Source organism: Terrimonas ferruginea DSM 30193 (genome assembly GCF_000425585.1).
Taxonomy (GTDB): Bacteria; Bacteroidota; Bacteroidia; order Chitinophagales; family Chitinophagaceae; genus Terrimonas; species Terrimonas ferruginea.
In genome coordinates, this window is sequence record NZ_AUDS01000020.1 from 56,298 (window position 1) to 81,643 (window position 25,346).

Annotated in this window: 18 protein-coding genes; 11 read left to right on the forward strand and 7 right to left on the reverse strand. The window is 48.6% G+C overall.

The window, feature by feature from the left end; all coding sequences use genetic code 11:
* Nucleotides 1–50: 50 nt before the first annotated feature.
* From H608_RS0107970 to H608_RS0107980, 3 genes are read left to right on the forward strand one after another with little or no spacing between them, the layout of a single operon-like run.
* On the forward strand, nt 51–908 hold the full coding sequence (locus tag H608_RS0107970; RefSeq protein ID WP_245565737.1) for a 3-hydroxyacyl-CoA dehydrogenase NAD-binding domain-containing protein: 858 nt from the start codon (nt 51–53) through the stop codon (nt 906–908).
* Entirely contained in the window at nt 909–1,910 is a 1,002-nt protein-coding gene (locus tag H608_RS0107975; RefSeq protein WP_028787216.1) for an SDR family NAD(P)-dependent oxidoreductase, read from the forward strand.
* Between the two features lie 34 nt (nt 1,911–1,944).
* Complete coding sequence (locus tag H608_RS0107980; RefSeq protein WP_081658831.1) at nt 1,945–3,018, forward strand: carboxypeptidase-like regulatory domain-containing protein; 1,074 nt, start codon at nt 1,945–1,947, stop codon at nt 3,016–3,018.
* A 54-nt stretch (nt 3,019–3,072) separates the two neighbouring features.
* Here H608_RS0107980 and H608_RS0107985 read toward each other — a convergent pair whose 3' ends face one another.
* The gene (locus tag H608_RS0107985) at nt 3,073–4,026 is read right to left on the reverse strand and encodes a UDP-3-O-(3-hydroxymyristoyl)glucosamine N-acyltransferase (protein ID WP_028787218.1); all 954 of its coding nucleotides are present in this window, start codon (nt 4,024–4,026) and stop codon (nt 3,073–3,075) included.
* 539 nt (nt 4,027–4,565) lie between these two features.
* On the opposite strand from H608_RS0107985, the gene H608_RS0107990 reads away from it, so the two are divergent.
* The 4 genes from H608_RS0107990 (at nt 4,566) to H608_RS0108005 (ending at nt 7,739) form a co-directional block, all read left to right on the forward strand.
* Nucleotides 4,566–5,441 carry a YicC/YloC family endoribonuclease gene (locus H608_RS0107990; RefSeq protein ID WP_028787219.1) on the forward strand — a complete coding sequence of 292 codons (876 nt, stop codon included), beginning with the start codon at nt 4,566–4,568 and terminating at the stop codon, nt 5,439–5,441.
* A gap of 57 nt (nt 5,442–5,498) precedes the next feature.
* A complete protein-coding gene (locus H608_RS0107995) occupies nt 5,499–5,957 on the forward strand; it encodes a gliding motility lipoprotein GldH (RefSeq protein ID WP_155990093.1) in 459 nt (152 codons plus the stop codon).
* Nucleotides 5,958–5,974: 17 nt separating this feature from the next.
* Nucleotides 5,975–6,967, forward strand: coding sequence for a sensor histidine kinase (locus H608_RS0108000; protein WP_028787221.1), 993 nt, complete (start codon nt 5,975–5,977; stop codon nt 6,965–6,967).
* Between the two features lie 64 nt (nt 6,968–7,031).
* On the forward strand, nt 7,032–7,739 hold the full coding sequence (locus H608_RS0108005) for a response regulator transcription factor (RefSeq protein WP_028787222.1): 708 nt from the start codon (nt 7,032–7,034) through the stop codon (nt 7,737–7,739).
* A gap of 100 nt (nt 7,740–7,839) precedes the next feature.
* Here H608_RS0108005 and H608_RS0108010 read toward each other — a convergent pair whose 3' ends face one another.
* Both H608_RS0108010 and H608_RS0108015 read right to left on the reverse strand, forming a co-directional pair.
* On the reverse strand, nt 7,840–9,570 hold the full coding sequence (locus tag H608_RS0108010; protein ID WP_081658832.1) for a BatD family protein: 1,731 nt from the start codon (nt 9,568–9,570) through the stop codon (nt 7,840–7,842).
* 85 nt (nt 9,571–9,655) lie between these two features.
* Complete coding sequence (locus tag H608_RS0108015) at nt 9,656–10,369, reverse strand: SDR family oxidoreductase (protein WP_028787224.1); 714 nt, start codon at nt 10,367–10,369, stop codon at nt 9,656–9,658.
* A 146-nt stretch (nt 10,370–10,515) separates the two neighbouring features.
* Here H608_RS0108015 and H608_RS23525 point away from each other — a divergent pair, with 146 nt between their 5' ends.
* The 3 genes from H608_RS23525 to H608_RS0108035 are packed head-to-tail and all read left to right on the forward strand — an operon-like array spanning nt 10,516 to nt 15,622.
* Nucleotides 10,516–14,112 carry a two-component regulator propeller domain-containing protein gene (locus tag H608_RS23525; RefSeq protein WP_155990094.1) on the forward strand — a complete coding sequence of 1,199 codons (3,597 nt, stop codon included), beginning with the start codon at nt 10,516–10,518 and terminating at the stop codon, nt 14,110–14,112.
* Between the two features lie 50 nt (nt 14,113–14,162).
* The gene (locus H608_RS0108030) at nt 14,163–14,909 is read left to right on the forward strand and encodes a LytR/AlgR family response regulator transcription factor (RefSeq protein ID WP_028787225.1); all 747 of its coding nucleotides are present in this window, start codon (nt 14,163–14,165) and stop codon (nt 14,907–14,909) included.
* A gap of 14 nt (nt 14,910–14,923) precedes the next feature.
* Complete coding sequence (locus tag H608_RS0108035) at nt 14,924–15,622, forward strand: YjjG family noncanonical pyrimidine nucleotidase (protein ID WP_028787226.1); 699 nt, start codon at nt 14,924–14,926, stop codon at nt 15,620–15,622.
* Between the two features lie 185 nt (nt 15,623–15,807).
* Here H608_RS0108035 and H608_RS21680 read toward each other — a convergent pair whose 3' ends face one another.
* From H608_RS21680 to H608_RS0108055, 4 genes are all read right to left on the reverse strand, one after another.
* Nucleotides 15,808–17,802, reverse strand: a complete 1,995-nt coding sequence (locus H608_RS21680) for a protein-disulfide reductase DsbD family protein (RefSeq protein ID WP_038007761.1) — start codon at nt 17,800–17,802, stop codon at nt 15,808–15,810.
* 202 nt (nt 17,803–18,004) lie between these two features.
* Entirely contained in the window at nt 18,005–19,336 is a 1,332-nt protein-coding gene (locus H608_RS0108045) for a T9SS type A sorting domain-containing protein (RefSeq protein ID WP_081658833.1), read from the reverse strand.
* 27 nt (nt 19,337–19,363) lie between these two features.
* Nucleotides 19,364–20,431: a hypothetical protein gene (locus H608_RS0108050; RefSeq protein WP_028787228.1), complete on the reverse strand. Its 1,068-nt coding sequence runs from the start codon at nt 20,429–20,431 to the stop codon at nt 19,364–19,366.
* Nucleotides 20,432–20,672: 241 nt separating this feature from the next.
* Complete coding sequence (locus H608_RS0108055) at nt 20,673–21,704, reverse strand: LacI family DNA-binding transcriptional regulator (RefSeq protein WP_028787229.1); 1,032 nt, start codon at nt 21,702–21,704, stop codon at nt 20,673–20,675.
* Nucleotides 21,705–22,099: 395 nt separating this feature from the next.
* Here H608_RS0108055 and H608_RS0108065 point away from each other — a divergent pair, with 395 nt between their 5' ends.
* Entirely contained in the window at nt 22,100–25,342 is a 3,243-nt protein-coding gene (locus H608_RS0108065) for a SusC/RagA family TonB-linked outer membrane protein (RefSeq protein ID WP_028787231.1), read from the forward strand.
* The last annotated feature ends 4 nt before the right edge of the window (nt 25,343–25,346 follow it).

Below are 25,346 nucleotides of genomic sequence, written 5' to 3' on the forward strand. Positions count from 1 at the left end.
ATAAATAACAGGTCCGGCCGGTTCGGCTTATATTTGTGCAAACCCTTCTCGTGACAATCAACCGTATTTGTGTTTGCGGCGCAGGCACCATGGGCAGCGGTATCGCCCAGGTAGCTGCAACAGCCGGATTCTCCACATTGTTGTATGAACTGAATGAAAATGTACTGACGCAGGCACGTGATCAGTTGCAGCGCCAACTCGAACGTCTCGAGAGCAAAGGGAAATTACAAACCGGGGAAGCCGCCGTCATTTTCAACCGCATTCATTTTACCGGCGGGCTTTCGGAGTGTATCGCAGATGTGTTTATCGAGGCGATCATTGAAAAACCGGAACCCAAAGCTGCTTTGTTCAATACATTAATAAAACAAAACAGCGAAACAGCCATTTTCGCGACCAATACTTCTTCTCTTTCCGTTTCTGCGATTGCTGAAGCAACCCTTGCTCCTTCAAAAGTGGCAGGCATGCACTTCTTTAATCCAGCACCACTGATGAAACTGGTGGAGATTGTGCAGGGAACACAGACTGCTCCTGAAGTGGCAGCAACACTCACCGATCTTACACGCCGCATGGGCAAAACGCCGGTGCGCTGTAAAGACCGTCCGGGTTTTATCGTGAACCGTGTAGCGAGACCTTATTATACGGAAGCGTTGCGGCTGGTGGAAGAAGGACATGCGGATCCGGCAACATTGGATCAACTGCTGGAAGGATTGGGTTTCCGGCTCGGTCCGTTCCGCCTGATGGACCTGATCGGCCATGATGTTAACTATGCCGTGAGTTCGTCGGTATACGAACAACTCGGCAGGCCCGAACGCCTGCGGCCGTCCTACATACAGGAGGCGCTGGTAAAAAAGGGTGAACTCGGGCAGAAAACAGGAAAAGGTTTTTATCATTATCAATCTGAGAAATAATTGAAGGAGACAACAGTCCTGGTTACAGGAGGCACAGGCTTTTTAGGCGCTTACATTATCGATGAGCTGGTGCGGCAGGGCTATGCTGTGCGGGCATTACGCCGCAACAGCAGCAAGTTGCCATTTTTTATTCCGCAACCAACCTGGGACAACGTAGAATGGGTGGAAGGTGATATTCTTGATGTGGTCTCTTTACAAGATGCATTGGTGGGTGTTGATGCCGTTATTCATTCTGCGGCAGTTGTATCATTTGCCAAAGAAGACCGCCGCCAGATGTACCAGGTAAATGTAGACGGTACCGCCAATGTGATGAATATGGCATTGGAGGCCGGGATAAAACGCGTGGTGCATATCAGTTCCGTTGCCGCGTTGGGACGCACGGCCGATGGTGGTATGGTAGATGAAGAAAAAAAATGGGAAGACACAAAAATAAATACCCACTACGCCAAAAGTAAATACCGCGGCGAACTCGAAGTATGGCGCGCCATGGGCGAAGGCCTGCCCGCAGTGATCCTCAACCCGTCCACGATTCTGGGTTATGGCGACTGGCACAGCAGCAGCAGCGCTATCTTCAGAAATATGTACAATGGATTTCCCTGGTACAGCCCGGGCATCAATGGTTTTGTAGCGGTGCAAGATGTTGCCCGTGCCACCGTGGCCATGCTGCAAAACGATATAACCGAGAGCCGCTTCATTGTAAACGGCGACAACTGGCCCTTTAAAAAATTATTGGAAACCATTGCCGATGGGTTTAACCGCCGCCGTCCGCACAGGCAAACCACGCCATTGCTGGCCGCCATCGCCTGGCGCATGGAAAAAGTAAAATCGTTTTTCTCCGGGCATAAGCCGTTGCTGACAAAAGAAAGCGCCCGCGTAGCCCACAGCAAAACACGATTTAACAATCAGAAAATTTTAAACACACTCCCTGGTTTTCAGTTCACTCCGCTCGAGCGGGCCATCAGCGAGGCCTGCGAACAATACAAGGCGCAACAGGGTGCATAACAATCATCGTATCTTTAGTCCAATTCAGATAGCTATGAAACAAACTCACATTTTTCTTTCCCTGTTGTTCTGCCTGCTGGCAGGTTCCGTTTCGGCGCAGCAGTTCACTGTAAGCGGCACCATCATTGATTCTGCCAGCCGCGAGCCTTTGTCTGCCGCATCGGTGTTTTGTCAGAATACAACCATCGGTACCACCACCAACCGTGAAGGTCAGTTTAGTCTGCAGCTTCGCTCCGGCGGATACGAATTAATCATTACCTATACCGGCTACCGTACAAGACTGATCCGCATCAGCCAGGCCGATAATGTACTGCCGCCGATTGAAATGGTAAAAGAAGACCGCAGCATGAGCGAAGTGGTGATCAAAAGCAGCAACGAAGTACCGGATGGTTGGGAAAAATATGGCCAGTTCTTTTTTGAACAATTTGTGGGTTCCACACCCAACGCCGCACAATGCACGCTGGAAAATCCGGATGTGCTGAAATTTTATTTCCTTAAAAAAAGTAATAAACTGCGCGTACTCGCTACGGAGCCGCTGAAGGTTACCAATCGTGCACTGGGGTACAGGCTCACCTACAATCTCGACTCCTTCGTTTATTATTATAATACCGACATCAGTCTTTACAAAGGGTACTGCCTGTTCAACCCGATGGACAGCAGTTTCGCCATGATGAAAACATGGTCGGCCAATCGCGGCAAAGCTTATATGGGTAGTAAGCTGCACTTCATGCGCAGTTATTACGACAGTACCATGCAGCAGGAAGGATTCCGTATCGGATTGCTGGATGAAAAGAACAATACCCTCTTCAACACGATTGCGAATGTATACGATTCAACATACTATGGCGCGGTGGATAGCACGGGTGAAGTGGAGATCTGGTTTCCGCGGAAGATCAGCGTCACTTATGAACGGCGGCCGGAACCCGAATACCTGACGCGGTTTAAGCTACCGAAAGATGTACCGGTACAAATCTCTTACGTCGATATTAAAAACTGGATTGCGATCAAAGAAAATGGTTATTACTATGATCAGCGCGACTGGATCAACCAGGGATACTGGAGCTGGAAAAATATCGCCGATCTGTTACCGTACGATTATATACCATAGGAATGGTAATCTTATAAAATGAACAAACCCGCCGGAAAGGCGGGTTTGTTGTTATCAGGACTTTTCGTTTTTGGTAAGGCGGTTCCATATTTCAGGAATGCGTTTTACCCAGACCAGTTCTTTCATTTTGTCGCGCGCATTTTCTGCCGGTGAACCGAAGTAGGCTTTTCCACCTTCCAAAGAATGCGGCACGCCGCTCTGTGCATTTACCACGGCACCTTTGCCGATGGTAAGGGTTTTACTTACGCCTACCTGTCCCCAGAGAACAACATCGTCTTCGATAGTGGTGGCACCGGCGATGCCAACCTGCGCGGCAAACAGGCAATTGCGTCCCACGATGGTATCATGGCCGATGTGCACCATGTTATCCATCTTGGTGCCGTCGCCGATGGTGGTGTCGGCTGTTACGCCGCGGTCGATGGTGCATCCCGCGCCTATCTCTACGCCATTGCCGATCACTACGCGTCCGCAACTGTCCATTTTTTTATAATGAATCGGGCGGTTGGTTTTCTTGTTGTAATAAAAGGCGTCGCTGCCGATGGTGGTGCCTGCCTGTATGATCACGTCGTCGCCGATGATGCAATAATCGAGGATGGTAACGTTGGGATGAATAATGCAATTGCGTCCGATCTTCACCTGGTTGCCGATGTAGGCACCGGGCATTATAAGAGAGCCTTCACCGATGGTGGCGCTGATACTTACCTGTCGCATCGATGGTTCAAACGGGCGGTAACGTCTCACGATTTTCAGGTAAGCTTCAAAAGGTTCGTCTACGATCAGCAATGCTTTTTCAGAGGGGAAATCAGCTTCTTTATTGATGATGATAAAGCTTGCTGCTGAATGAATGCACTTATCATAATACTTCGGATGATCTACAAAAGCAAGATCACCTTCTTCTACTTTATGGATCTCATTTATACCCGTTGCAGCGGCTGTTGTATTACCGATCAGTTCGGCCCCGATCAGTTCTGCAATGGTTGTGAGAGGTATGGGTTGCTCAAATCTCATGACACAAAAGTTTACGCAAAGGTAGGCCCGCGGCTTGCTCCGGGGGATGTACAGCCAATTTTTTTTCGGGATAAAAAAGCCCGTATCTGCCACCATTATTGGTTGAAAAAAGGAGTAGTGTAAAGTGAAATTTTTTGAATGAAGCGTTGGTATGTTTATGATAAAGTAAAAAACATGATCGGCTGAAACCCTTATTTCATCAGTGTTTCAGTCGATCGTATAAAAGCCTACAAGATTGGTGAAGTTGAATGGAGTGATAAATAATGTTGTTGAAAACGTTGACAGCAACGGCTTAAAAAGGCCCTGCTTATCCACAGCCCGTTTTAAAATGTGAATAAAATTGTTATCAAATATTTTTTGGATAGTAAAAATTATATTTAATATTGTGTTGGGAAATTTATTTCCCGTACTTACTAACCCATCTATATAAATAATCCCTTCGGTTCTCCGAGGGGGTTTTTATTTTAAGTAAATGTTGCAAATGCTTATTTTCTCCTGATGCAACGCCTAATCTATATCTTTACAACAAACACATTTGCATGCTTAAGTCAATGACCGGTTTTGGCCGGGCGGAACACACCATCGGAGATAAGACCTTTCTTGCCGATATCAAGTCGCTCAACGGAAAACAATTTGAATTGTCTCTTAAGATTCCTGCGATTCTTAAGCCTTTTGAATTTGATATCCGCCGTATTCTTTCCGAGCAGTTGTCGCGCGGTACGGTAGATTGTGTGATCAGTCTGAAAGACACCGGCAGTGCAAAGCCCGTAACCATCAACACGTCGTTGGCCAAAGCGTATTACCAGCCGCTGGCAGAGTTGTCGGCATCCCTCGGACTCGACCCTTCTCATATATTAAGTACGCTGGTAAAATTGCCCGAAGTAATTACACCGAGCAGCGAGACGCTCAACGAAGATGAATGGAAAGCATTCCAGGGTACGCTCCGCGAAGCGGCAGGCAACCTCAACCAGCACCGCCTGCATGAAGGCCAGTCGCTCGAGCAGGATCTGCTGACCCGGATCACGAATATTCTTTATCAGCAGGATGAAGTAGCGCGCCTCGAGCCCTTGCGCCAGCAAAAAATCCGCGAAGGCATCACACGCCTGCTGGAAGAAAAAGTAGGCAAGGAAAATTACGATGCCAACCGCCTGGAGCAGGAACTGATCTACTACATCGAAAAGATCGATATCAGCGAAGAGCAGGTCCGCCTCAAAAACCACTGCGAATATTTCCGTTCCATCCTCCAGGAGCCGGAAGATGCCAAGGGAAAAAAATTATCCTTCATCCTGCAGGAGATCGGACGCGAGATCAATACCACCGGTTCCAAAGCCTACGATTCCACCATTCAGAAATGTGTGGTGCTGATGAAGGACGAACTGGAGAAGGCCAAAGAGCAGGTATTGAACGTTCTTTAAGTACTGCGTTTCCGGCTACGCCGGGCATGTATTATTTTTGCCCCAAAAGATAATCTCTTGAAAAAGCTTTTTTATTGCGCTGCCCTTATGCTCGGGTTGTATGGTTGTACAACAGTAGACCTGTATGAGAAAACGGCAACCATGTCCGGACAGGAATGGAAGAGCGGTTATAAACCCAGCTTTACTTTTGAGATCACGGATACTACCTCCCTGTACCAGGTATTCTTCGTAATGAGGCATACCGATCAGTACAAGTTTACCAACATCTTTATCGATTTAGGTATCAAAGCGCCCGGATCTGCTACCGTTGTCAATAACCGGGAAGATGTAACGCTTGCCAACAATGAAGGCTGGATAGGTACCGGTATGGACGATATCTATTATCACCGCCGCGCGCTCGGGCCTCCGCAACCGTTCCGGGCAGGTACTTATACATTCACGCTTCAGCAGATCATGCGGGAAGATCCCCTGAAATATGTACTCGATGCAGGCATCCGCCTGGAGAAAGTACGCTGACGATCAATTCAACGCTCATGGCCGATACGCGTAAAAAACTCCGCCGTGCAACGATCATTTACTGGATGATGCTGATCTATATTGTAGCGGCATTGATCTGGTGGCTGATCTCCCTGGAACGGCAGAACGACCAGATGCGTATGTTCAAAGTGCATCAACTGGATGCTACGCTCGACAGCACTATTTCCCCCGCCCTGTATAAAAACCAATTGGCGGCCATCGACGATCTATACCGCCGCAGCAGCACCAAACATATCGGCGAAGGCATTGTATTCCTCGTGCTGATCCTGATAGGCGCCGCTTTCGTATACCGTTCCGTACGCCGCCAGTTCAGACTGCAGCTTCAGCAGCAGAACTTTATGATGGCCGTAACCCACGAATTGAAAACGCCGATTGCCGTGGCGCGCCTCAACCTTGAAACGCTTCAGCGGCACCAGCTCGACGAACCACGCCGGCAAAAGCTGATCCGCATGACGCTCGAAGAAACGGCACGGCTCAATTCACTTACCAATAATATTCTCGTGTCTTCACAGCTCGAAGGAGGCCGTTATACCTGGTCCCGCGAAGAACTCGACCTGTCAGATCTGTTGCGGGATTGTATGAATGCTTTTCGCAACCGTTTCCCTGATCGCCAACTGACGGATGATATCATGCCCGACATGGACGTAAAAGGCGATCCGTTGCTGCTGGAACTGCTGATCAATAACCTCGTGGAAAATGCCCTCAAGTATTCACCCAAAGACAAACCTGTACATGCCAGCCTTTATCCGGACGGAAAGCTGGTAAAACTGGAGATCACCGATGAAGGTCCGGGCGTGCCGGATGAAGAGAAGAAGAACATCTTTGAGAAGTTCTACCGGATCGGCAACGAAGAAACACGAAAAACGCAGGGAACCGGGCTGGGGCTGTACCTTTGCAGCAAGATCGCCCGCGATCACAATGCCGACATTTCGGTGACAAATCATACTCCAACTGGAAGTAAATTTGCCGTTACTTTTCAACTGGCATAAGCTTACCCGAAAGGACATAGGATAACAAGACCGGAAGCGCTTTTGCCCAACAAATTGTCTGACTATGAATGCAGCGCATAAAACAACGATCCTGCTGGTAGAAGATGAGCAAAATCTGCATGAAGCGCTCAAGCTGAACCTTGAACTCGAAGGGTACACGATTACTTCCGCTTACGACGGTTCTGCTGCACTCGAAGCATTACAGAACGAATATTTCGATCTCATTATTCTCGATGTTATGTTGCCTGAAATGGATGGCATTACTGTGGCGGAAACGATCCGCATCAGCAACAACGAAGTGCCTATCCTGATCCTCAGTGCCAAGAACAGCAGCGCCGATCGTGTACTTGGTCTGAAAAAAGGCGCCGACGATTACCTTACCAAGCCGTTTAACCTGGAAGAACTCCTGTTGCGTGTAAACAAATTGATCAACAAGAATAAAAAAATCCAGGAAAAATCCACTGTAGGCAATAGCTACTCCTTTGGCAATAATCTCATCGACTTCAAGGCGCAGGAGGCGGTAACCCGCACCGGCAGCAAGATCCAGCTCAGCAAAAAAGAAACCATGCTGCTGAAGTTGCTGATCGAAAATAAAAATGAGGTGGTGCCGAGAGAAAAAATTCTGCAATCGGTGTGGGGTTATAATGTATATCCTACTACCCGCACTATCGATAATTTCATTCTCAACTTCCGCAAATATTTTGAAGATGACAGCCGCAATCCGCGGTTCTTTCATTCGGTGCGAGGAGTCGGGTATAAGTATTCGGAGTGAGAAGGAGTATGGTTGTAAGTTATACGTTATAAGTTTTAAGTGATAAGTTAACAGCCAGATTCGTTTATAGGCGAACATAAGACTTATTACTTACCACTTACTACTTACCACTCTCATCCAGTTTTCCCAGCAATACCTCCGTTCGACCCAGCAGCGCTTCCCGGTCGTGATCCAGGCTGGCGATGGTATAAATGCCGGCTTCCGTTTCCTGCAGCAACAACAGCAATTCCTGCTGATCGGCTTCCGGCGTTTGCCGTTGTGTAAGCACCGATAACAAATTGCTTTTGCTCATGCTGCTGCCGGCAAGATTATAACGGTCGCCAATGAATTGCCAGATGCCGGTCTGCAGGTATTGATAAAAACCGGGATCATGCAAATGTTCGCGTGCGGCGACGAGAAACGTTCCTGAAGGGTTACGCTCAGGTACTATATTAACCACCCTGAAGGATGGTTCCGGCTTTTTATTTTTCCAGATCAATACGCCTATCGCGGAAGCCAGTATCAGCAAAATAGCAATGATGAGCCACCAGCTGCGGGATTCTCCTTCGGTTGAATAAGTGGCCAGCTTCGGCGCCGTTTCTTTTAAACGGTTGTCGACAGTTACCTGAAGCGGTTGCGTAGAAAGCGTTTTATAACGGTTGCTGTCGCTATCAAAGAATACAAAGCTGATGGACGGGATGGTATAATCTCCCGGCGTATCCGATACAAATGAATAACGGAAGCTGCGGCTGCCCGAAACCGGGCTTAACTTTTGGTCCAGCTTGTCCGTTACCGACGAGTCAAATCCTTCGATACCTTTTGGCCAGGCTATGGCGGGTGCCGCAATCTGCGTGAAGTTGCCTTTGCCTACTATCGTAATGATCAATTGCCCTTCTTCATTGCGCGCCAGCCGCGGCGCAGACAGATCAGCTTTTATAGAAAAATTACCCGTTGCGCCTTCAAATGCTTCCGGTTGCCCTGCTACAGGCAGCGGATTGACCGTTACAAATAATTCGGGTGAACTGATCCTGGTTTTGTATTGCGCTTTCCCGTTATCATCTGCCGCAACACCTTCGGTTATTTTCTGCTCCGGATGACCCACTGTTGCCGGATCCACACTGGTCAGTATTTCCATCGGATCGATGCGGAAACGTCCGGCCTGTATAGGATAGAGCTGCACCTTGCGGATCACGTGCACATTAAATACTTTTCCCCTGATTATTTCGGTATTGCTGATACTATCTGCCAGGTTAACCATGTCGAGCGCCGTGAAACCGTAAAATGCCGGGTTCTTCTCGATGAGCGCATTCGCGTGAAGCGCCGAATAGAGTTTGAACGTAGCAACGACCGGCTGGCCAACATAACATTGCTGACGATTGATCTCTGCTTTTATAAATACATTGTCTTTTACAAATGATTCGGCGTTTTGCCCGGGCTTCAAGGCCGGACCTTTCTGATTGCTGAGACTGAGTTTTTCTATCTGTTCTGCATCTGCAGAACTCAGCACATCGATGGCAACGGCTCTGCTGTAAACATCACGGCCTTTGTATTGGCCCACGGCTCTTGGTAAAGTGAAATGTCCGGAAGTGATGGCCGTCAGTGTATACACAAGATTCTTAACGCCGCGCTGCTGATTTTTAACGGGATATTCTGTCGGTCCCTCTACGGCGCGGAACGGATAAAAAGAAGGGATCTCAAAACCGTTGACCTGGCTGGCATCCACCAGGTATTGCACCACAAATGATTCGCCAACCACAACGGGCCGCTCGGGCGCGATGGTCTCGAATACCGGTTGGGCATTAGCCGCAAAGCCGGTCATCAATGTTAATATGAATAGAAATATCCGGTTCATTTTCAGATCAGTGACTGTAAAATAAAGCAGGATAAAAGAAGCAGCCTATGTTTTTGACAAATGGTAGTCAGGCGGTTTCAGCGGATCAGAGATCGCCGAGTTGCGGCCTGATGATGATGTCTTCCACGCAGGCCTGCGGCGATAGTTGCGTGGCCGCATACACCATATTAGCAATGTCGGCAGCTTCCATGATGCGTCCCTGCGAATTATCGAATCCCGCCCAGGAGTCGGTCAATACCGCACCGGGAAGTACCGCCGTTACTTTAATGCCATGCGGTTTCATTTCTTCCCGCAGGTTCTGCGAAAAACCATATAAGGCAAATTTACTGATACTGTAGGCGCCGCCATTCGGATAGGCCCGCAGCGAGGCAATGGAACAGATATTGAAGATATGTCCGCTTTTCTGTGCCGTCATGGCGGGAAGCAGGGCGCGCGTAAGGTGATAAGCACTGTACAGGTTGGTGGCCAGCTGACTTTCCAATACGCCCTCTTCCTGTTTATAAATATCACCGGGCAAAAATGTACCGGCGTTGTTGATCATCACAGCCGGCGCGCTGGTATTGCTGAGTATCCAATCACCGCAGGCCTTTGTGGCGGCAGCATCGGAAAGATCAAACGCCCTGGCTTTGATAGCAACGCCGGGATATTTCAGCAGCATTTCCTCCAGCGCCTGGTAGAGTTTGAATTCATTACGCGAAACAAGCAACAGATCGAAACCATTCGCCGCCAGCTTTTCAGCTATGGCTTTTCCGATACCGCGGGAAGCGCCGGTAACAACGGCAACACGTGAATTTTGCATACCTTATTTTTTCCTGAACGGTAAAATTAACCCGAATCCTCCGAAGGTTAAACGTTGGCTCGGTGAATTCCACCTTTGCCTCATTAAACCCGAAAACCGGGCTGCCCGATGCTGCAAAAAATCAGTACTTTCAGAAAAAGATTCTTTTGCCACCGGCTCCACTTTTCCGGCGACGCCTGCGGTTGCTGATCTTCCTGACCTTGCATTGTTTTACGCCTGTCCTGCATGCGCAAAGCGATGCTTTTAATTTCCGTGAACTTACCCCGCGAGAAGGTCTTGCTTCTTCCAACATCAGTTGCTTATTCCAGGACAGCCGCAATTTTTTATGGATCGGTCATGCCACCGGCCTGAGCCGTTTTGATGGCTACAGGTTTGAGAACTTATTGTTTGCCGGCAATGAAAGAGTGGGAAAAGTGAATGCGGTTACCGAAGACGGCGAAGGCACGATCTGGATCGGCACAGAAAAAGGATTGTTCTTTTACCGTTTTCCGAATCTCGTATTTGTAAAGGCAGAACGGCCTTTTCCGGTTTACCAGTTTTTCGGCAAAACGGATAGTCTGTGGCTGGCAACAGGTGATGGTCCCGTCCTGCTCACCAAATCCATCCGCCGTGAGCTATTGAAAACAAAACAAACTAACTGGGACAAATTTTTATTACCGGCCTGGAAACAACATTCCCCCACTCAACCTTGTATATCCAAAGGTGTGGCCGCAGATGGACTTATCTATTTTACCGATGGAAACAATCTTCTCTCCTGGAATGGCCGCCAGCTCAGGGTCTGCTGCCGCATGGGCGAAAGCGACTATATAACAGGATTGGCCGCTTCGGGAAAAGATATTTACTTCTCCGCGCTGCAAAGCGGATTGTACCGCCTCTCCGGCGATCGCTGTGATAAGCTGGTCACACCTGCCGGCACCAGTGATGCCCTGCTCAAAAAAGGGGACAGTTTATACCTACTGAGTGGTACGGGCATTTATAATTATGATCGCGCATCGGGGCGACTGTCGTTGCGTGTGCCGTTGCCCGCCATGTACAGCAGCTGGCAAAGCTGTTTTCTCAATGATAAAATGAATGACTGGTGGATTGGTACGCATGAACAATTGCTTTTTGTACAAAGAAATATTTTTACGCTCGTTCCATCCATCAGCGGGTTTGCATTGACCGAACGCACAGACGGCAATCTGTTATTAGGTTCAGGAAAAGGAGAACTTTTTATCCGCCAATCCGCTGCCGCTGATTTTAAACAGTTTCAAAAAATATTTCCGGATGCGGAGATCACGAGTGCACTCGAAGATGCAAACGGTGCATTGTGGCTGACATCTGTGAATCATGGCCTGGCAAGGTCGTACAAAGGCAACGTGAAAATTTTTACGGTTAAAGATGGATTACTTGATAATACCTGTTATCAACTCATTGCCGGCGAACCGGGCATTTTATATGCCATGGGGGATGGTGGCGTAACGCAAATAAATTATACAGAGAAAGACAGGCCTTCTTTTACCACCTATACTTGCCCGGCAAATGGCACGGATTTTCCGGTTGTGCGGAGTGCTGTCCGTACGCACGACGGCCGGCTGTTTTTTGCAGGCAACTCTGGTTTATTAGAAATAAAAAATGATTCATTGGAGCCGCTCGACATTACGGGTTCTCCGCGGCAAGCCTATATCATGACCGATATCATCATGGATCCATCGGGTCATATCTGGATCAGTACGGTGGGTGACGGCATCCTTTGTTGTTTTTATAAAAATGGCGTTATCCGTTTTCGTAAATCACTGCTGCCCGCCGATGGCCTTGCCTCATCCATCTATCTCCGTTTGCTGCGCGATAACGACCAGCGTGTATGGGCTGTGAACAACCGTGGTATAACAAGATTGACACCCGATGGGCCGGATCGTTGTATCATCGACAACTATGGCGTGATGCAGGGGTTCCAGGACAAACCGTTTCATGGCGTGCGGCTGTTGCAGGACAGTCATCAACGCATATGGGTGGCCACTTCATCCGGAGTCAGCTATTTTCATCCGGCTGCTGTGAGCACGAAATACACGGCGCCTGTTCCCGTGATCACCGGCATCACCACAGGCTCCAACGGTGATACGTTAACATCTGCTACATTGGAAGTTGACAGAACCCGAGAACTGCCCGATCATCTGCAGCTGCCTTATTCTTCCAACAGCATCACCTTTCACTTTTTGTCGGTACATCTTTCAGATGCGAGACGCTTAAGATACCGGTATCGCCTGATGGGAACCGACACTTCCTGGATCGACGCGGGCAGCCTGCGGTCGATCACTTTCCGTCATCTGTCTCCCGGCCGCTACCGTTTTGAAGTAATGGCCGCAGCGGGCAACAATAACTGGAGCGGTGCGGCCTCTTATGTTTTCCGCATTAAGGAACCGGTATGGAAACAATGGTGGTTTATCGGCCTTGCCTTGCTGATTGTACTGGCGGGCGGCTACTGGCTGGTAAGATTAAGAGAAAGGCGCATCCGGCACCGGGAAGAAGAAAAAACAGCTTTGCAGCAATTGAAAGCATCCGGCTTTCAATACCAACTGGAAACGGAACAGGTGATCAACTATTTTGCTACCTCGATGAGCGGGCATGTGAATGTGGAAGATATGTTGTGGGATGTGGCAAAGAATTGTATCTCGAAACTGGGGTTTGAAGATTGTGTGATCTATCTCCGCGACGCAGACAGGGATGTGCTGATACAAAAAGCGGCATGGGGTCCCAAGAGCACCGGCGAAAAGAAAATAGTCAACCCGATCGAAATACCGGTGGGCCAGGGAATTGTAGGTGCTGTTGCACGCGATGGTAAAGCCGCCATCATAGCGGACACTACGCTGGATCCGCGTTATATAGTAGATGACCAATTGCGTTTGTCGGAACTGGCCGTTCCGATCATCGACAAGCAGGAGGTGATCGGCGTGATCGACAGCGAACATCACCGCCGTAATTTCTATAACCCGCGGCATTTGCAGATCATGCGCACTATCGCTGCCTTATGTGCAGATAAGATCGATAAAATAAGAACGCAACAACAGGCACGGGAAAGGGAAATCGAAGTACTCAAACTCAACCAGGATCTGGCTACCTCACAACTGACTTCGTTGCGGACGCAAATGAATCCGCATTTTATTTTCAATGCGCTCAACAGCATCCAGCAGTTTATTTTAAAGGGCGATATCGATCAGACCAACCGTTACCTATCGCGGTTTTCGCGCCTGCAACGCGAGGTGTTGCTGCATTCGGAATTCAATTTTATTTCCCTGGAAAAAGAAATAGAAATACTCGACCTCTACCTGCAGCTCGAACAATTGAGGCTGGGTAATAGTTTTCAATACCGTATTGTACACGGTGACGACATGGATCCGGCCGAGTTGAAAATTCCGCCGATGTTGTTGCAGCCGTTTGCCGAAAATGCCATCTGGCACGGCCTGATGCCGCGCGACGGTGACCGGCGGCTCGATATTCACTTTTCTTTGTTCCACGACGAATTCCTGATCTGCCGGATCACGGATAATGGCATTGGCCGCGAGGCATCGGCCAGGCTGCGGGCCGGCTCCAGCAGCCAGCATCAATCCCGCGGCTTGCAACTGGTAACAAAACGCCTGCAATTATTGCAACAACAATATCAGCAAACCTTTGAAGTGCAGGTGGAAGACCTGCTTGGCGTAAATGGCGAAGTGGAAGGAACCATGGTCCGCCTCATTCTTTACTGCAGCATGAATGATAAATAATAAACTCCCTAAAGCTTCTGCATAGCAGGGCTTTTGTGTAATTTAGAACCGTGATAAAAGCGTTGATCATAGATGATGAGTTGTCGGCGATTCACACATTACAATTGATGGTGGAGCGTTATGTGCCGGAGATTTCGGCTGTTGAGACAGCTATCGGTAGTCAGGATGGCATGAATAAGATCGCGCTGATAAAACCGGATATTCTTTTTCTCGATGTGCAAATGCCGGTAATGACGGGGTTCGAATTGCTGAAGAAGACCGGTGCGGGTGATATGTCTGTTATTTTTACGACGGCCTATGATAAATATGCTATCGAAGCAATCCGCTTCAGTGCATTGGATTACCTCCTGAAACCCATCGATGCCGACGAATTGCGGCAGGCGATCGACCGGTATAAAATACATTGCAAACAACGCGATGGCCAGCAGGGATTGTACAACAACCTGCTGCATAATATTTCAGCAGGCAGCCAGCAGGAGTTCAAGCTCGCATTGCCGACACTCGAGGGCACTTATTTCTTTTCCCCGCACGAGATCATTCGTCTTGAAGGGGAGAGCAACTATACCTGGTTTCATTTTGCCAAACAAAAGCCACTGCTGATCTCACGGACCCTGAAAGAGTACGAAGAGATACTGTCGGGGCATGGTTTTATACGCGTACACAAATCACATATCGTCAATAAAGAACACGTAATATCTTCTCATGCCCAGGGCGTGTTGGTCATGCTTGATCAATCGAGGGTAGAAGTCAGCCGGCGACGACGGGAAGAAGTAATGGAAGCCCTGAAAGGCGGATAACCGGCGTTGTTATCATGAAAAAGTACACGCATTTATTTTTTGATCTGGATCATACCCTTTGGGATTTCGAAGCAAATGCACGCGCAACGCTGATTGAGTTGTACAGCGAGATGGAGCTGGCAGAGCGTGGCGTACATGATTTTGATCTTTTCTACCGCAATTATCTCGCACACAACGACCGTCTCTGGGAACGTTACCGCAAAGGATATATTCCGCAGGCGGAATTGCGCGTAAAGCGGATGTGGTTGTCGCTGCTGGATTTTAAAATTGCCGACGATAAGCTTTCAACGCGCATGAGCGAGCGGTTTCTCGAGATGCTGCCGACACGCAACCTGCTGTTTCCTTACACCATTGAAATCCTCGGGTATTTACGCGACCGCAATTATCAGTTGCATTTGATCACTAACGGATTTGAAACCGTGCAACATTCGAAGCTGCGCTATTCCGGACTGGATAAGTTTTTCGGAGAAGTGATCACGTCTGAAGGGTCGAACAGTCTCAAGCCCAATAAAGAAATATTTGAGTATGCATTCCGCAAAACCGGCGCGACTGCTGAGAGCGGTATCATGCTGGGCGATACACTGGATGCGGATATCCAGGGCGCGATAAATGTAGGCATGGACCAGGTGTTTGTGAACCATACACGTATCGAGGCCTCTATTAAACCGACCTATACGGTGCATTCGCTAAAGGAGTTGGAGGCTATTTTCTGAGTGAATAGTGAATGGTCAATCGTCAATCGTCAATCGTGAATGAGTGAATAAGGCAATAAGTGAATAGGTGATGCCGTTGTTCGTTTACCACTAACCAACAGCGAAAAGCTTTTTCACGCAAAGCTGCAAAGAAATTAAGGTGCAAAATCAATTCACGATTGACCATTCACCATTGACTTATTGCCTCACTTCCGCTTCTTGAATTCGGCGATGGCCTGATCGAGATGGCGGAGAAATTTATCTACATCCGGATCATAACCATAACCTTCCTGTATCAGCCTTTTTTCACTGCCATCAAGGAAGAAATAATAAGGCTGTGTGTTGGCGCCGAAGCGCGTAACGGCAATATCGGTATTACGGTCACCCAGCGTTTCTACCTGTTTTTTCAAAGCCTCGGAATAATATTGTTGAGCAGGCGGAAGATCAACCCCGTGATGCACATCGACAAATAAGGAAGCGATGATGAATTCGTCTTTCAGTTTTTGCATCACACGTGGATCACTCCATACCTGTCCTTCCATCTTACGGCAATTGATACAATTGATGCCGGTAAAGTCGAGCATAAGCGGCTTGCCGGTTTTTTTCGCTACTTCCAGGGCTTCTTCGTATTCGAAATAGGTAACGAGACCGTTGTTGACGACAACATCCGGCTCATTCTTTTTCATCACCTCATAATATTTTTGCGGATGAGGCAAGGCTCCGTTGCCCGAGGATGATCCTCCCGCGGCGATCGCTTGTGATTTAGCTGAATTGAAATCCTGCGTACCCATCGGAGGAAGAAAGGCACTCAGTCCTTTCAGCGGCGCACCCCACAGTCCGGGCACCATGTATACCATGAACGTAAACGCTCCTATGGCAAAGAATAGTCTTGTAACGGTAAGATACGGATGGCCGAAATCATTTTTAGGAAGATCGTCGTCGTGATGAAAACGAAGTTTGCCTAAAAGATATAATCCGAGTAAAAGGAAAATAACGATCCAGAGTGAAAGGAATACTTCGCGATCAAGTATACGCCAGTTGCGCGCCAGATCCGCGTTGGACAAGAACTTTAGTGCCAGTGCCAGTTCGAGAAAACCGAGTGTCACCTTCACCGAGTTGAGCCATCCGCCGGCTTTACCCAACAAATTGAGTTTGCTGGGGAAGAAAGCGAATAAGACAAAAGGCAAGGCCAATGCAAGCGAGAAGCCAAACATACCCACAAGCGGACCATAATAACTTCCTTTGGAGGCCAATACAAGCAGGTTGCCGATGATCGGGCCGGTACAGGAGAACGAAACGATCACAAGGGTCAGGGCCATGAAAAATATTCCCCAGAAACTTCCGGTGCTTGCGCGCGAGTCCGCGCGGGTAGACCAGGAGGCGGGCAATGTTATTTCAAATGCGCCAAGGAATGAAATACCAAATATTAAGAAGATTGCAAAGAAGACGATGTTAGCGATCCAGTTGGTCGCAAGATTATTCAATGCTGCCGGTCCGAAGATCAATGTAACGAGAAACCCGATCAGCGTGAAGATGACGACGATAGAAACGGAATAATAAAAAGCGTTGCGTATTCCTTCTGCGCGGCTTTTACTTCTTTTGGTAAAGAAGCTCACTGTCACCGGAATCATCGAGTAAACGCAGGGAGTGAGCAGGGCAAGTAAACCACCGCCAAAGGCAGAAAGGAAAATCCAGATCAATGAGCGGGCAGGTTGCTCATTTGTATTTGCCACGCCACCTGCAACAGCAACATCGCTGGTGATATTTATCCTGAATGGAACTTCTAGCGGCTCGAATGATTCGCCTTTTTGGTAAAGCAGCGTGGCGGTTCCTTTTACAAAAGCGCTGTCGCCACCACTGATCTTTAAGTGTTGTTTCCAAACCGCAGAGTCCATAAAGAACTCCACTTCGCCCAATTCGGGATTGGTTTCTTTTTTCAGATTGGATGACTGGAGCGGCTTACCTGAACGAAGTTTTTCAGCCGTTGAGTCGAAAACAAACGAGGAAAAAAGCTGCGCCGCAGAATCTTTGGCCAGGCCAAATACCTTAATACCGGGCTTGATGTCCAGTTTCAGGGCAACGGTCACTTCTTCCGGCCCGGTGCGTTCAAAGGACGGAGTGATTTTTACCGGCAGCGAATCCTGCGCGGCTCCCCACAGCGGCAGCGTGAAGAGCAGTATGATGGCGAAAAGCTTGTTCATAGACGGGTGTAAAAGTAGCCAAAAACTGCCTGACATTAAGCAGTGTCAACGGATAACCGTTTAAATGGTCAAAAGGTTTTCTTAAAACCATTAATCTGTGCGCAGAGCCCCTAATGACTTACGCAAAACCCCAACTAACAGATTTTACCCGAAAAAAGAACTGCCTCCTCCGGGAGGCAGCCTGTGATCGATAAGTTCCTGTCTATTTTTTCAGTTTAATAAACGGTATGACTTCTGCCGTTCCATCCTTTTTCTGCACACGCAGCAGATAACTTCCGTTGCTCAGGCCACTTATATCGCATTGCAATCCCGTTATTACGGGCGCCAGCATCATCTGCCGTCCATGCACATCCAGCAGTTGTATAAACGAAATATCCGCTGCGTTGATATTTTTAAGCGTGATGATATCACTGGCCGGGTTCGGATACAGCAGTGCTTTCTGCGCTTTGTTCATATTTACCACAGCCGTATTGCTGTATTTAAATACGCTGTTTTGATCTACCTGTTTCAGCCTGTAATACAACCTGCCTTCACCGGGCGACAGATGCAGGTAGCGGTATTGATGGAGCCCAGGTGTATTGGCCGCTATTTCGGTAGCAATTTTTATAAAATCCTGTCCGTTCCTGCTCCATTCGATGTCAACGTGAGAGGTATTGATTTCGTTTTCGGTTTGCCAGGTGAGCAATACGTCGTTACCACTGGCAACGGCCGAGAAAGAAATAAAGTCGAGCGGCAGCGGTGACCCTTTCAGAAAGCTTACATAGTTGGTAATGCTCCAATCGTCGAAGCTTCTGATGAAAAGCGTATGCGGCCCGTCTGCGAGCGAACTGGTATTGGCGGCGAAGTTTATGTTATTGAGGTCCACGCCGGGCGTAATGGCGATACCTGTTCCGTTGCCAAATCCCGGATCTGTATCAAAGAAGTATTCGGCATAGGTAATATTGCCCGGTGCCGCAGGTGAAGGGGGATAAGCAAAGTCATCATCAACGAGGAAGTCCTGAATATTGGTGTGGCTCCAGCTGCCATCATTGTTTTTGCTGCGGATGCCGAGCGTGTGCGTACCATTGCCCAGACCGGTGGTGTTCAACGAAGCCGTAATACCGGCCAGGTTCTGACCTGTACCTGTTGTCAACGGTATGCCATTGCCGAAACCGGGATCGGTATCAATGAAATATTCTGCGGTTACGATGCTGGAAGCCGCTGCGGGTGGAGACGGATAAGCCGGGTCAAAATTTACGAGGAACTCCTCTGTTAATGTATGACTCCAGCTGCCATCGCTGTTCCGGCTGCGGAGACCGAGACGGTGAATACCATTGGTCAACCCCGATGTGTTGATCGAAACGCCGATACCGGCAATAACGGGACCTGTACCTGTAACAACCGGCACTCCGTTACCAAAACCGGGATCGGTGTCAATAAAATATTCTGCTGTCACGATATTGGAAGGCGCTGGCGGAGCGGCTGGATAATCGGGGTCCTGCGCTTTGGCCAGTACCGTCATCAATAGCAACAACATTGTCAATATCATTTTCATACAAATTGTATTAGGTTATATGAAAAATCAATTGTTGCTCCGTGTACTAAAGGTTACGTTCATGCTGTTGGTGCCGGAAGGAATAGAAGAAGGCACCGTAAGACTATAGATAGCTGGAACGTCAGGAATACCGGAAAGCCTGTAAGGATCTGTTCCTCCAAATGCACCGCAATTGGGGCTAACCACACTGCCAACCGTAACACCTGCACCGATAGCAGGAGAGCCCGCTTTTAATGCAAGCCGTGAATCCCAGCTTCCTGTACTACCACCCGCATATACATCGGCCATGTTGACGTTGATCTGATTGCCGATGGCCGTACCGGGCAGCGGCTGGTTTTGGGAGAAAAGATTGTTTTTTATGTTGCAGTTGGTAAATCCAATAGGCGTACCGTTATTGTTGGTGAAAATATTATTGGCCACGTAACAGTTTGCCAGCGCAGAAACAGCGGTAGGTGCAGGAGTAGCAAAACTGTTATTGCGGAAAATATTATTGGTGCCGCTCAGGTTGGGCATATTGATGCTGCCCCAGAAGCCAAAGAAAATATTGTTTTCGCAAGTAAAATCGGTCAATGACCCAAGCGTGCAATTGAGGACAGTATTGTCGATAAAACATTTGCGGATCACCAATCCGCTGTTAGCGGCATTCGGAACGGTGAAGTTTTCTGCGATATAACATTTTTCAAAAGTAATGTTTGTCCATACCGCGCCGGAGAGCGTGCCTGACAGGAATGATATACCGTTAAACTTGCTTCCGGCGGCATCGGCAGTGAGGCTGATAAAACGGACGATTGATTGTTGTGTTTTGTATTGCAAGCCGGTGTTGGGCGGAAAAGTAATATTGGCCGGATCGAGGAAATAGCCGGTGCCGATGATCACCAGTCGTTTGTTGATGGTCGCATCTCCATAAGAGAGCGGACTTGCTTCCAGGTGAAGCGTGTCGCCGTTTTGCACCGAGGTGCTGACCAGTGCGGCATCCAATGAGGTAAAGTCGGCGGTAATGCCGGTGTTGTTATTTAGTCTCCAGATTTTAGCCTCCGCACCGGAGGACAAAAAAAGGAGCAGGGCAACCGCCAGGATTGTGTTGAGCTTTTTCATGATAATTTTTTAAATGCAGAATCAGAATAAGCTCAAATGTAATTGCCGGAGTAGCCGGTCTTATCAACCGAAAAGGGGATTTTCCGCCGAAGGCGGAATGTGTAAATGTGTAAATGTGAAAATGAAACAGCCAGTAAGGTAGTAAGTAATAGGTATTAAGTGATAAGCTTTGCGCCTTTGCTCCTTATGCGTCTTTGCGTGAAAAAGCTTCAAACCAGGGCACCCTTCACCTATTGACGATTCACGCCCGCACCGAAGAAGTCCTGATGATCAATTGCGGTGCTAATTTATGGGTATTGAATTCCGTCACCGGTTGCTTGCTGTTGAGCAATTGCAGCAACGAATTCATCGCCACTTCGCCCATTTCCAGGGCCGGTTGTTTGATAATGGACAAAGGCGGATCGATGAGTTCGGTGAGGTCGGAGTTGGAAAAACCGATCAGACCCATGTCCCTGGGTACCTGCAACCCTTTGTTTTTTAAAATGCGGAGACAACCCGTAGTCAGTTTGTCAGATAAGGCAAGAATGGCATCAGGTTTTGTTTCCATGGCCAATAGTCCCTCCACGGCCGTATTTACTTCGGCCAGTACCAACCCGCCATGCGGGCAACTGCGGATATAGCCGGGCTCTTCTGCTATACCTTCTTCTGCCAGTGCTGCGCGGTAACCCGCCATGCGGTCCTGCGTAATAGAAAGCGTTTCGCTGTTTGTGACGGCAGCAATGCGGCGGTAACCACTTTCCAGCAAATGGCGTGTGGCGTCGAATGCCCCCCGGTAATTATCTACAACCACTTTATGTGTGTCAATGTCCGGCACCACGCGATCGAAGAATACGACCGGCATGCCGCGGCTGATGATGTCTTTTATAAAGCTGAAATCACTGGTTTCGGCAGATACCGATATGATCAGTCCGTCTACGGACCTTGAAGTGAGGTAGTTTAAGTTGATTTGTTCCCGCTCCTGCGATTCACGGGTTTGGGAGATGATTACATTGTAACCATTATTATAAGCAATGGATTCGATGCCATCGATGGCCTGCGAAAAAAAACTGTTGGCTATTTCGCTCACGATCACCCCGATCGAGCGGCTTCTGCGTTCTTTAAGGCTTAACGCAATAGGATTCGGATGATAATTGATCTTTTCGGCGTATTCAAGCACGAGCTTTTTCGTCTCGGGACTGATCTCGTAGCTGTCCCGCAGCGCACGCGAAACGGTGGACGTGGACAGTCCGAGCGCCTTGGCAATATCCTTGATGGTAACAGCTTCAAACTTCATGGGCAATCAATTATTTAATATCCGCCTAAAAGTAGTGATTTGCCGTCAGCCTTCCCGGCATAAACACGCAAAACAATAAGAGCCGGTCATTGGCACCGCAAACCTGTTCAGGATAGTGCAGGATAAATAACGTATTGGCTTACAACCTGCAACGCCATCGTTGCCGGGAACGATTGCGTAAATAAAAAAATACAATCGGTTTCGTAATCCTGAAAATCTGCCTAGACTTGTCAGGCGAAACGAAGCGATTGCCTGTCACTACACTCTTCTGAGCCCCTTGCCCGGCCATGAAGGGTTGATCGTCGGGCAAGTCATCTTCCGGCTCCTTTTTACAAGCCCGCATTTTTCAGAAAAAGAGTTGTCTTTTTTCTTCAAACCAAAAAAACGATTGCAGTATGAGGAAATTACTGTTTTTATGCTTGTTGATGTTCGGGGCCAGCTCCCTGCTGTTTGCCCAAAGCCGCCAGATCAGCGGCCGGGTAACAGATGATACGGGTGCGCCGCTTCAGGGCGTTTCCGTTCAGGTCAAGGGCACGACCAACACTACACAGACCAATAAGAATGGTGATTTTACCATCCAGGTGACCGGCGCCAACGCGGAACTCACCATCAGCTACACCGGCTTTACGGCCCAAACTGTAGAAGCTACCGCTAATATGATCGTGAAACTGGAACGGTCCGTTTCTTCGCTCGACGATGTGGTGGTAGTGGGTTATCAGACCATGAAACGTAAAGACCTTACGGCTTCTGTGTCTTCCGTAAGCGCCCGCCAGTTGAAAGACGTACCTATCAACTCCGCTGCCCAGGCATTGGCCGGCCGTCTTGCCGGTGTGCAGGTAACGGGTACCGAAGGTTCTCCCAACGCGGAAGTGCTGATCCGTGTACGCGGCGGCGGTTCCATCACACAGGACAATTCTCCGCTTTACATCATCGATGGTGTGCAGGTGGAAAATGGTTTGTCTGCCCTATCTCCCCAGGACATTGAATCGATCGACGTACTCAAAGACGCTTCTGCTACCGCTATCTACGGTTCACGCGGAGCTAACGGTGTAGTGATCATTACGACCAAAGGCGGCAAGAACACGAAGCCCACGATCAGCTACAACGGTTTTATCGGTGTGGGAAAAATTGCCAACAAACTGAAAGTGCTGAACCCTTACGATTTTGTGGTATACCAATACGAACGCAGCCGCGGTAATGCTACCGACAGCACCAATTTCGTAAGACAATATGGTACAACCTGGGACACGCTCAGCAACTATAAGAATGTTCCATTCGTAGATTGGCAGGATGAAATGTTTGGTCGCAATGCCATCATGCAAACGCATAACGTTGCACTCAGTGGTGGTAATGCCTCCACGCAATACAACCTCAGCCTTACTTCCAACAAGGAAGATGGTCTGATGCTGGGATCGGGCTTCGATCGCAAACTCGTTTCTTTCAAGTTTGACCACAAATTCGATAACAAACTCCGTGTTGGTTTCAATACACGGTACAACAATACCATCACCACCGGTGCAGGTACTTCCACTACCGGTTCCGCCGGTACCAACCGCCTTCGTCAGAGCGTACGTTATCGTCCGATGCTGCTGCAGGGGCAGAACATCGACGACTTTGACCCGGATTATTTCAACGAGACCAATGCCAATGGCATGAACATGGTGAACCCTGTTCTGCTCAACGATGCCGAGTACCGCAAGAATTTCAACAATATCCTCAACCTGAGCGGATATGTTGAATATAAACTCACACCTTACCTTGCCTTCAAATCAACAGGTGGTATCGATTTCAACAATGGCAAACAACAGTTCTTCGACGATACGCTGACCAGCAACTCACGTCAGAACGGTTCCGTACAGCCAATGGCTGGTATTACCAATACACAACGTACGACGATCAACAATTCCAACGTATTTACCTTTGACGCCACGAAAACGAAAATCGGATTCTTCAAGCGTCATAACCTCAATATGCTGGCTGGTCATGAATTGTACCAAAGCAATTACAAGACGCAGGTGCAGTTGATGCGTTATTTCCCTGTGGGCATTTCACCCAAAACAGCGTTAGCCAACTTCAACCTGGGCACGGCTTATACCGATCCTTCGCGTCCTGCCACTTCGGAAGTGGAAGAGCGCATGGTGTCTTTCTTCGGACGTGTTAACTATAGCTTCGACAGCCGTTACCTGGTTACGGCTTCCCTGCGTGCGGATGGCTCATCTAAATTCGGTACGGGCAACAAATGGGGTTACTTCCCTTCGGGTTCGGTGGCCTGGCGTTTGTCTAACGAAAAATTCTTTGAGTCGCTCAAGTCGACCGTTAACGATCTGAAGCTCCGTGTGAGTTATGGAGAGGCCGGCAATAACCGTATTCCCAACTTCGGTTACCTGACACAATATGCCGCTTCTACGCAGTACTGGCTCAACGAGCAACTGGTTACGGCTTATGCTCCCGCCGCGCTTGCTTACCCCAATCTTGTGTGGGAGACAACCGTATCGCGCAACCTAGGTCTTGACCTCAGCATTCTCAACAACCGTATACAGTTCACCGCCGATGTATATCGCAATACGACCAAAGACCTGCTGATCAACGTACCCGTACCTACTTCCTCCGGTTACACTACGCAGATACAGAACGTAGGCTCAACAGAAAACAGAGGTGTGGAATTCCAGGTAAATGCGGCCGTGCTGGAGAAAAAGAATTTCTCCTGGAATGCTAACTTCAATATTTCCTTTAATAAAAATAAAGTGCTGAGCCTCGGCGACCGTCAGTCTTTCTTCCTGACCAACTCAGGCTGGGGCTTTTCCAACACACCTGCCGATTACATTGTACGCGTAGGCGATCCGGTTGGTGCGATGTGGGGATTTGTAACGGATGGTTATTACACCATCGATCAATTTGATTACAACCCGGCTACACAAACCTATACCCTGAAACCCGGCGTTGCCAGCAACGGAAGCATTACTGCTACACCGCAACCTGGTCTCGTACGCTTCCGTGATATAGCAGGTCCGATCGATCCTGCTACCGGCAAACCCGGTCCTCCCGACGGAAAGATCGATGACAACGACAAGCAGATCATCGGTGTGGCACAACCTAAATTCTTCGGCGGTCTTAACCAGCAGTTTACCTACAAAAATTTTGACCTGAATATCTTCCTGAACTTCTCTGTTGGCGGTGAGATTTACAATGCCAACAAACTCGAGTTCACGTCCGGTTATACAGCCAATGCCAACATGCTGGATATCGTTAATAACCGCTGGACAAGGATCAACAGCCAGGGGCAGGTAGTAACCGACCCTGTTGCCTTAGCTGCGCTGAATGCCAATGCAACCATGTGGTCGCCGAGCACCAGCAGTACTTCTTTTGTATTGCATTCATGGGCGATCGAAGACGGATCATTCCTGCGCATCAACAATGTAAGCCTTGGCTATACCTTTGCTTCATCCCTGTTGCGTAAAATGAAAATGCAGCGCGCCCGTGTGTACGTGACCGGAACCAACCTCGCCGTATTCACCAAATACACCGGATACGATCCGGAGGTTAGCACGCGCCGCGGCAACCCGGTAACGCCCGGTGTGGATTATTCAGGCTACCCGCGCAGCCGTACATTCATTTTTGGTCTTAACCTGACTTTCTAAATCT

Coding starts and splice junctions, on each gene's coding strand:
- H608_RS0107980 (WP_081658831.1), top strand. CDS start 1,945: ATGAAACAAACTCACATTTTTCTTTCCCTGTTGTTCTGCCTGCTGGCA.
- H608_RS0107985 (WP_028787218.1), bottom strand. CDS start 4,026: ATGAGATTTGAGCAACCCATACCTCTCACAACCATTGCAGAACTGATC.
- H608_RS0107990 (WP_028787219.1), top strand. CDS start 4,566: ATGCTTAAGTCAATGACCGGTTTTGGCCGGGCGGAACACACCATCGGA.
- H608_RS0108000 (WP_028787221.1), top strand. CDS start 5,975: ATGGCCGATACGCGTAAAAAACTCCGCCGTGCAACGATCATTTACTGG.
- H608_RS0108005 (WP_028787222.1), top strand. CDS start 7,032: ATGAATGCAGCGCATAAAACAACGATCCTGCTGGTAGAAGATGAGCAA.
- H608_RS0108010 (WP_081658832.1), bottom strand. CDS start 9,570: ATGAACCGGATATTTCTATTCATATTAACATTGATGACCGGCTTTGCG.
- H608_RS0108015 (WP_028787224.1), bottom strand. CDS start 10,369: ATGCAAAATTCACGTGTTGCCGTTGTTACCGGCGCTTCCCGCGGTATC.
- H608_RS0108035 (WP_028787226.1), top strand. CDS start 14,924: ATGAAAAAGTACACGCATTTATTTTTTGATCTGGATCATACCCTTTGG.
- H608_RS21680 (WP_038007761.1), bottom strand. CDS start 17,802: ATGAACAAGCTTTTCGCCATCATACTGCTCTTCACGCTGCCGCTGTGG.
- H608_RS0108045 (WP_081658833.1), bottom strand. CDS start 19,336: ATGAAAATGATATTGACAATGTTGTTGCTATTGATGACGGTACTGGCC.
- H608_RS0108050 (WP_028787228.1), bottom strand. CDS start 20,431: ATGAAAAAGCTCAACACAATCCTGGCGGTTGCCCTGCTCCTTTTTTTG.
- H608_RS0108055 (WP_028787229.1), bottom strand. CDS start 21,704: ATGAAGTTTGAAGCTGTTACCATCAAGGATATTGCCAAGGCGCTCGGA.
- H608_RS0108065 (WP_028787231.1), top strand. CDS start 22,100: ATGAGGAAATTACTGTTTTTATGCTTGTTGATGTTCGGGGCCAGCTCC.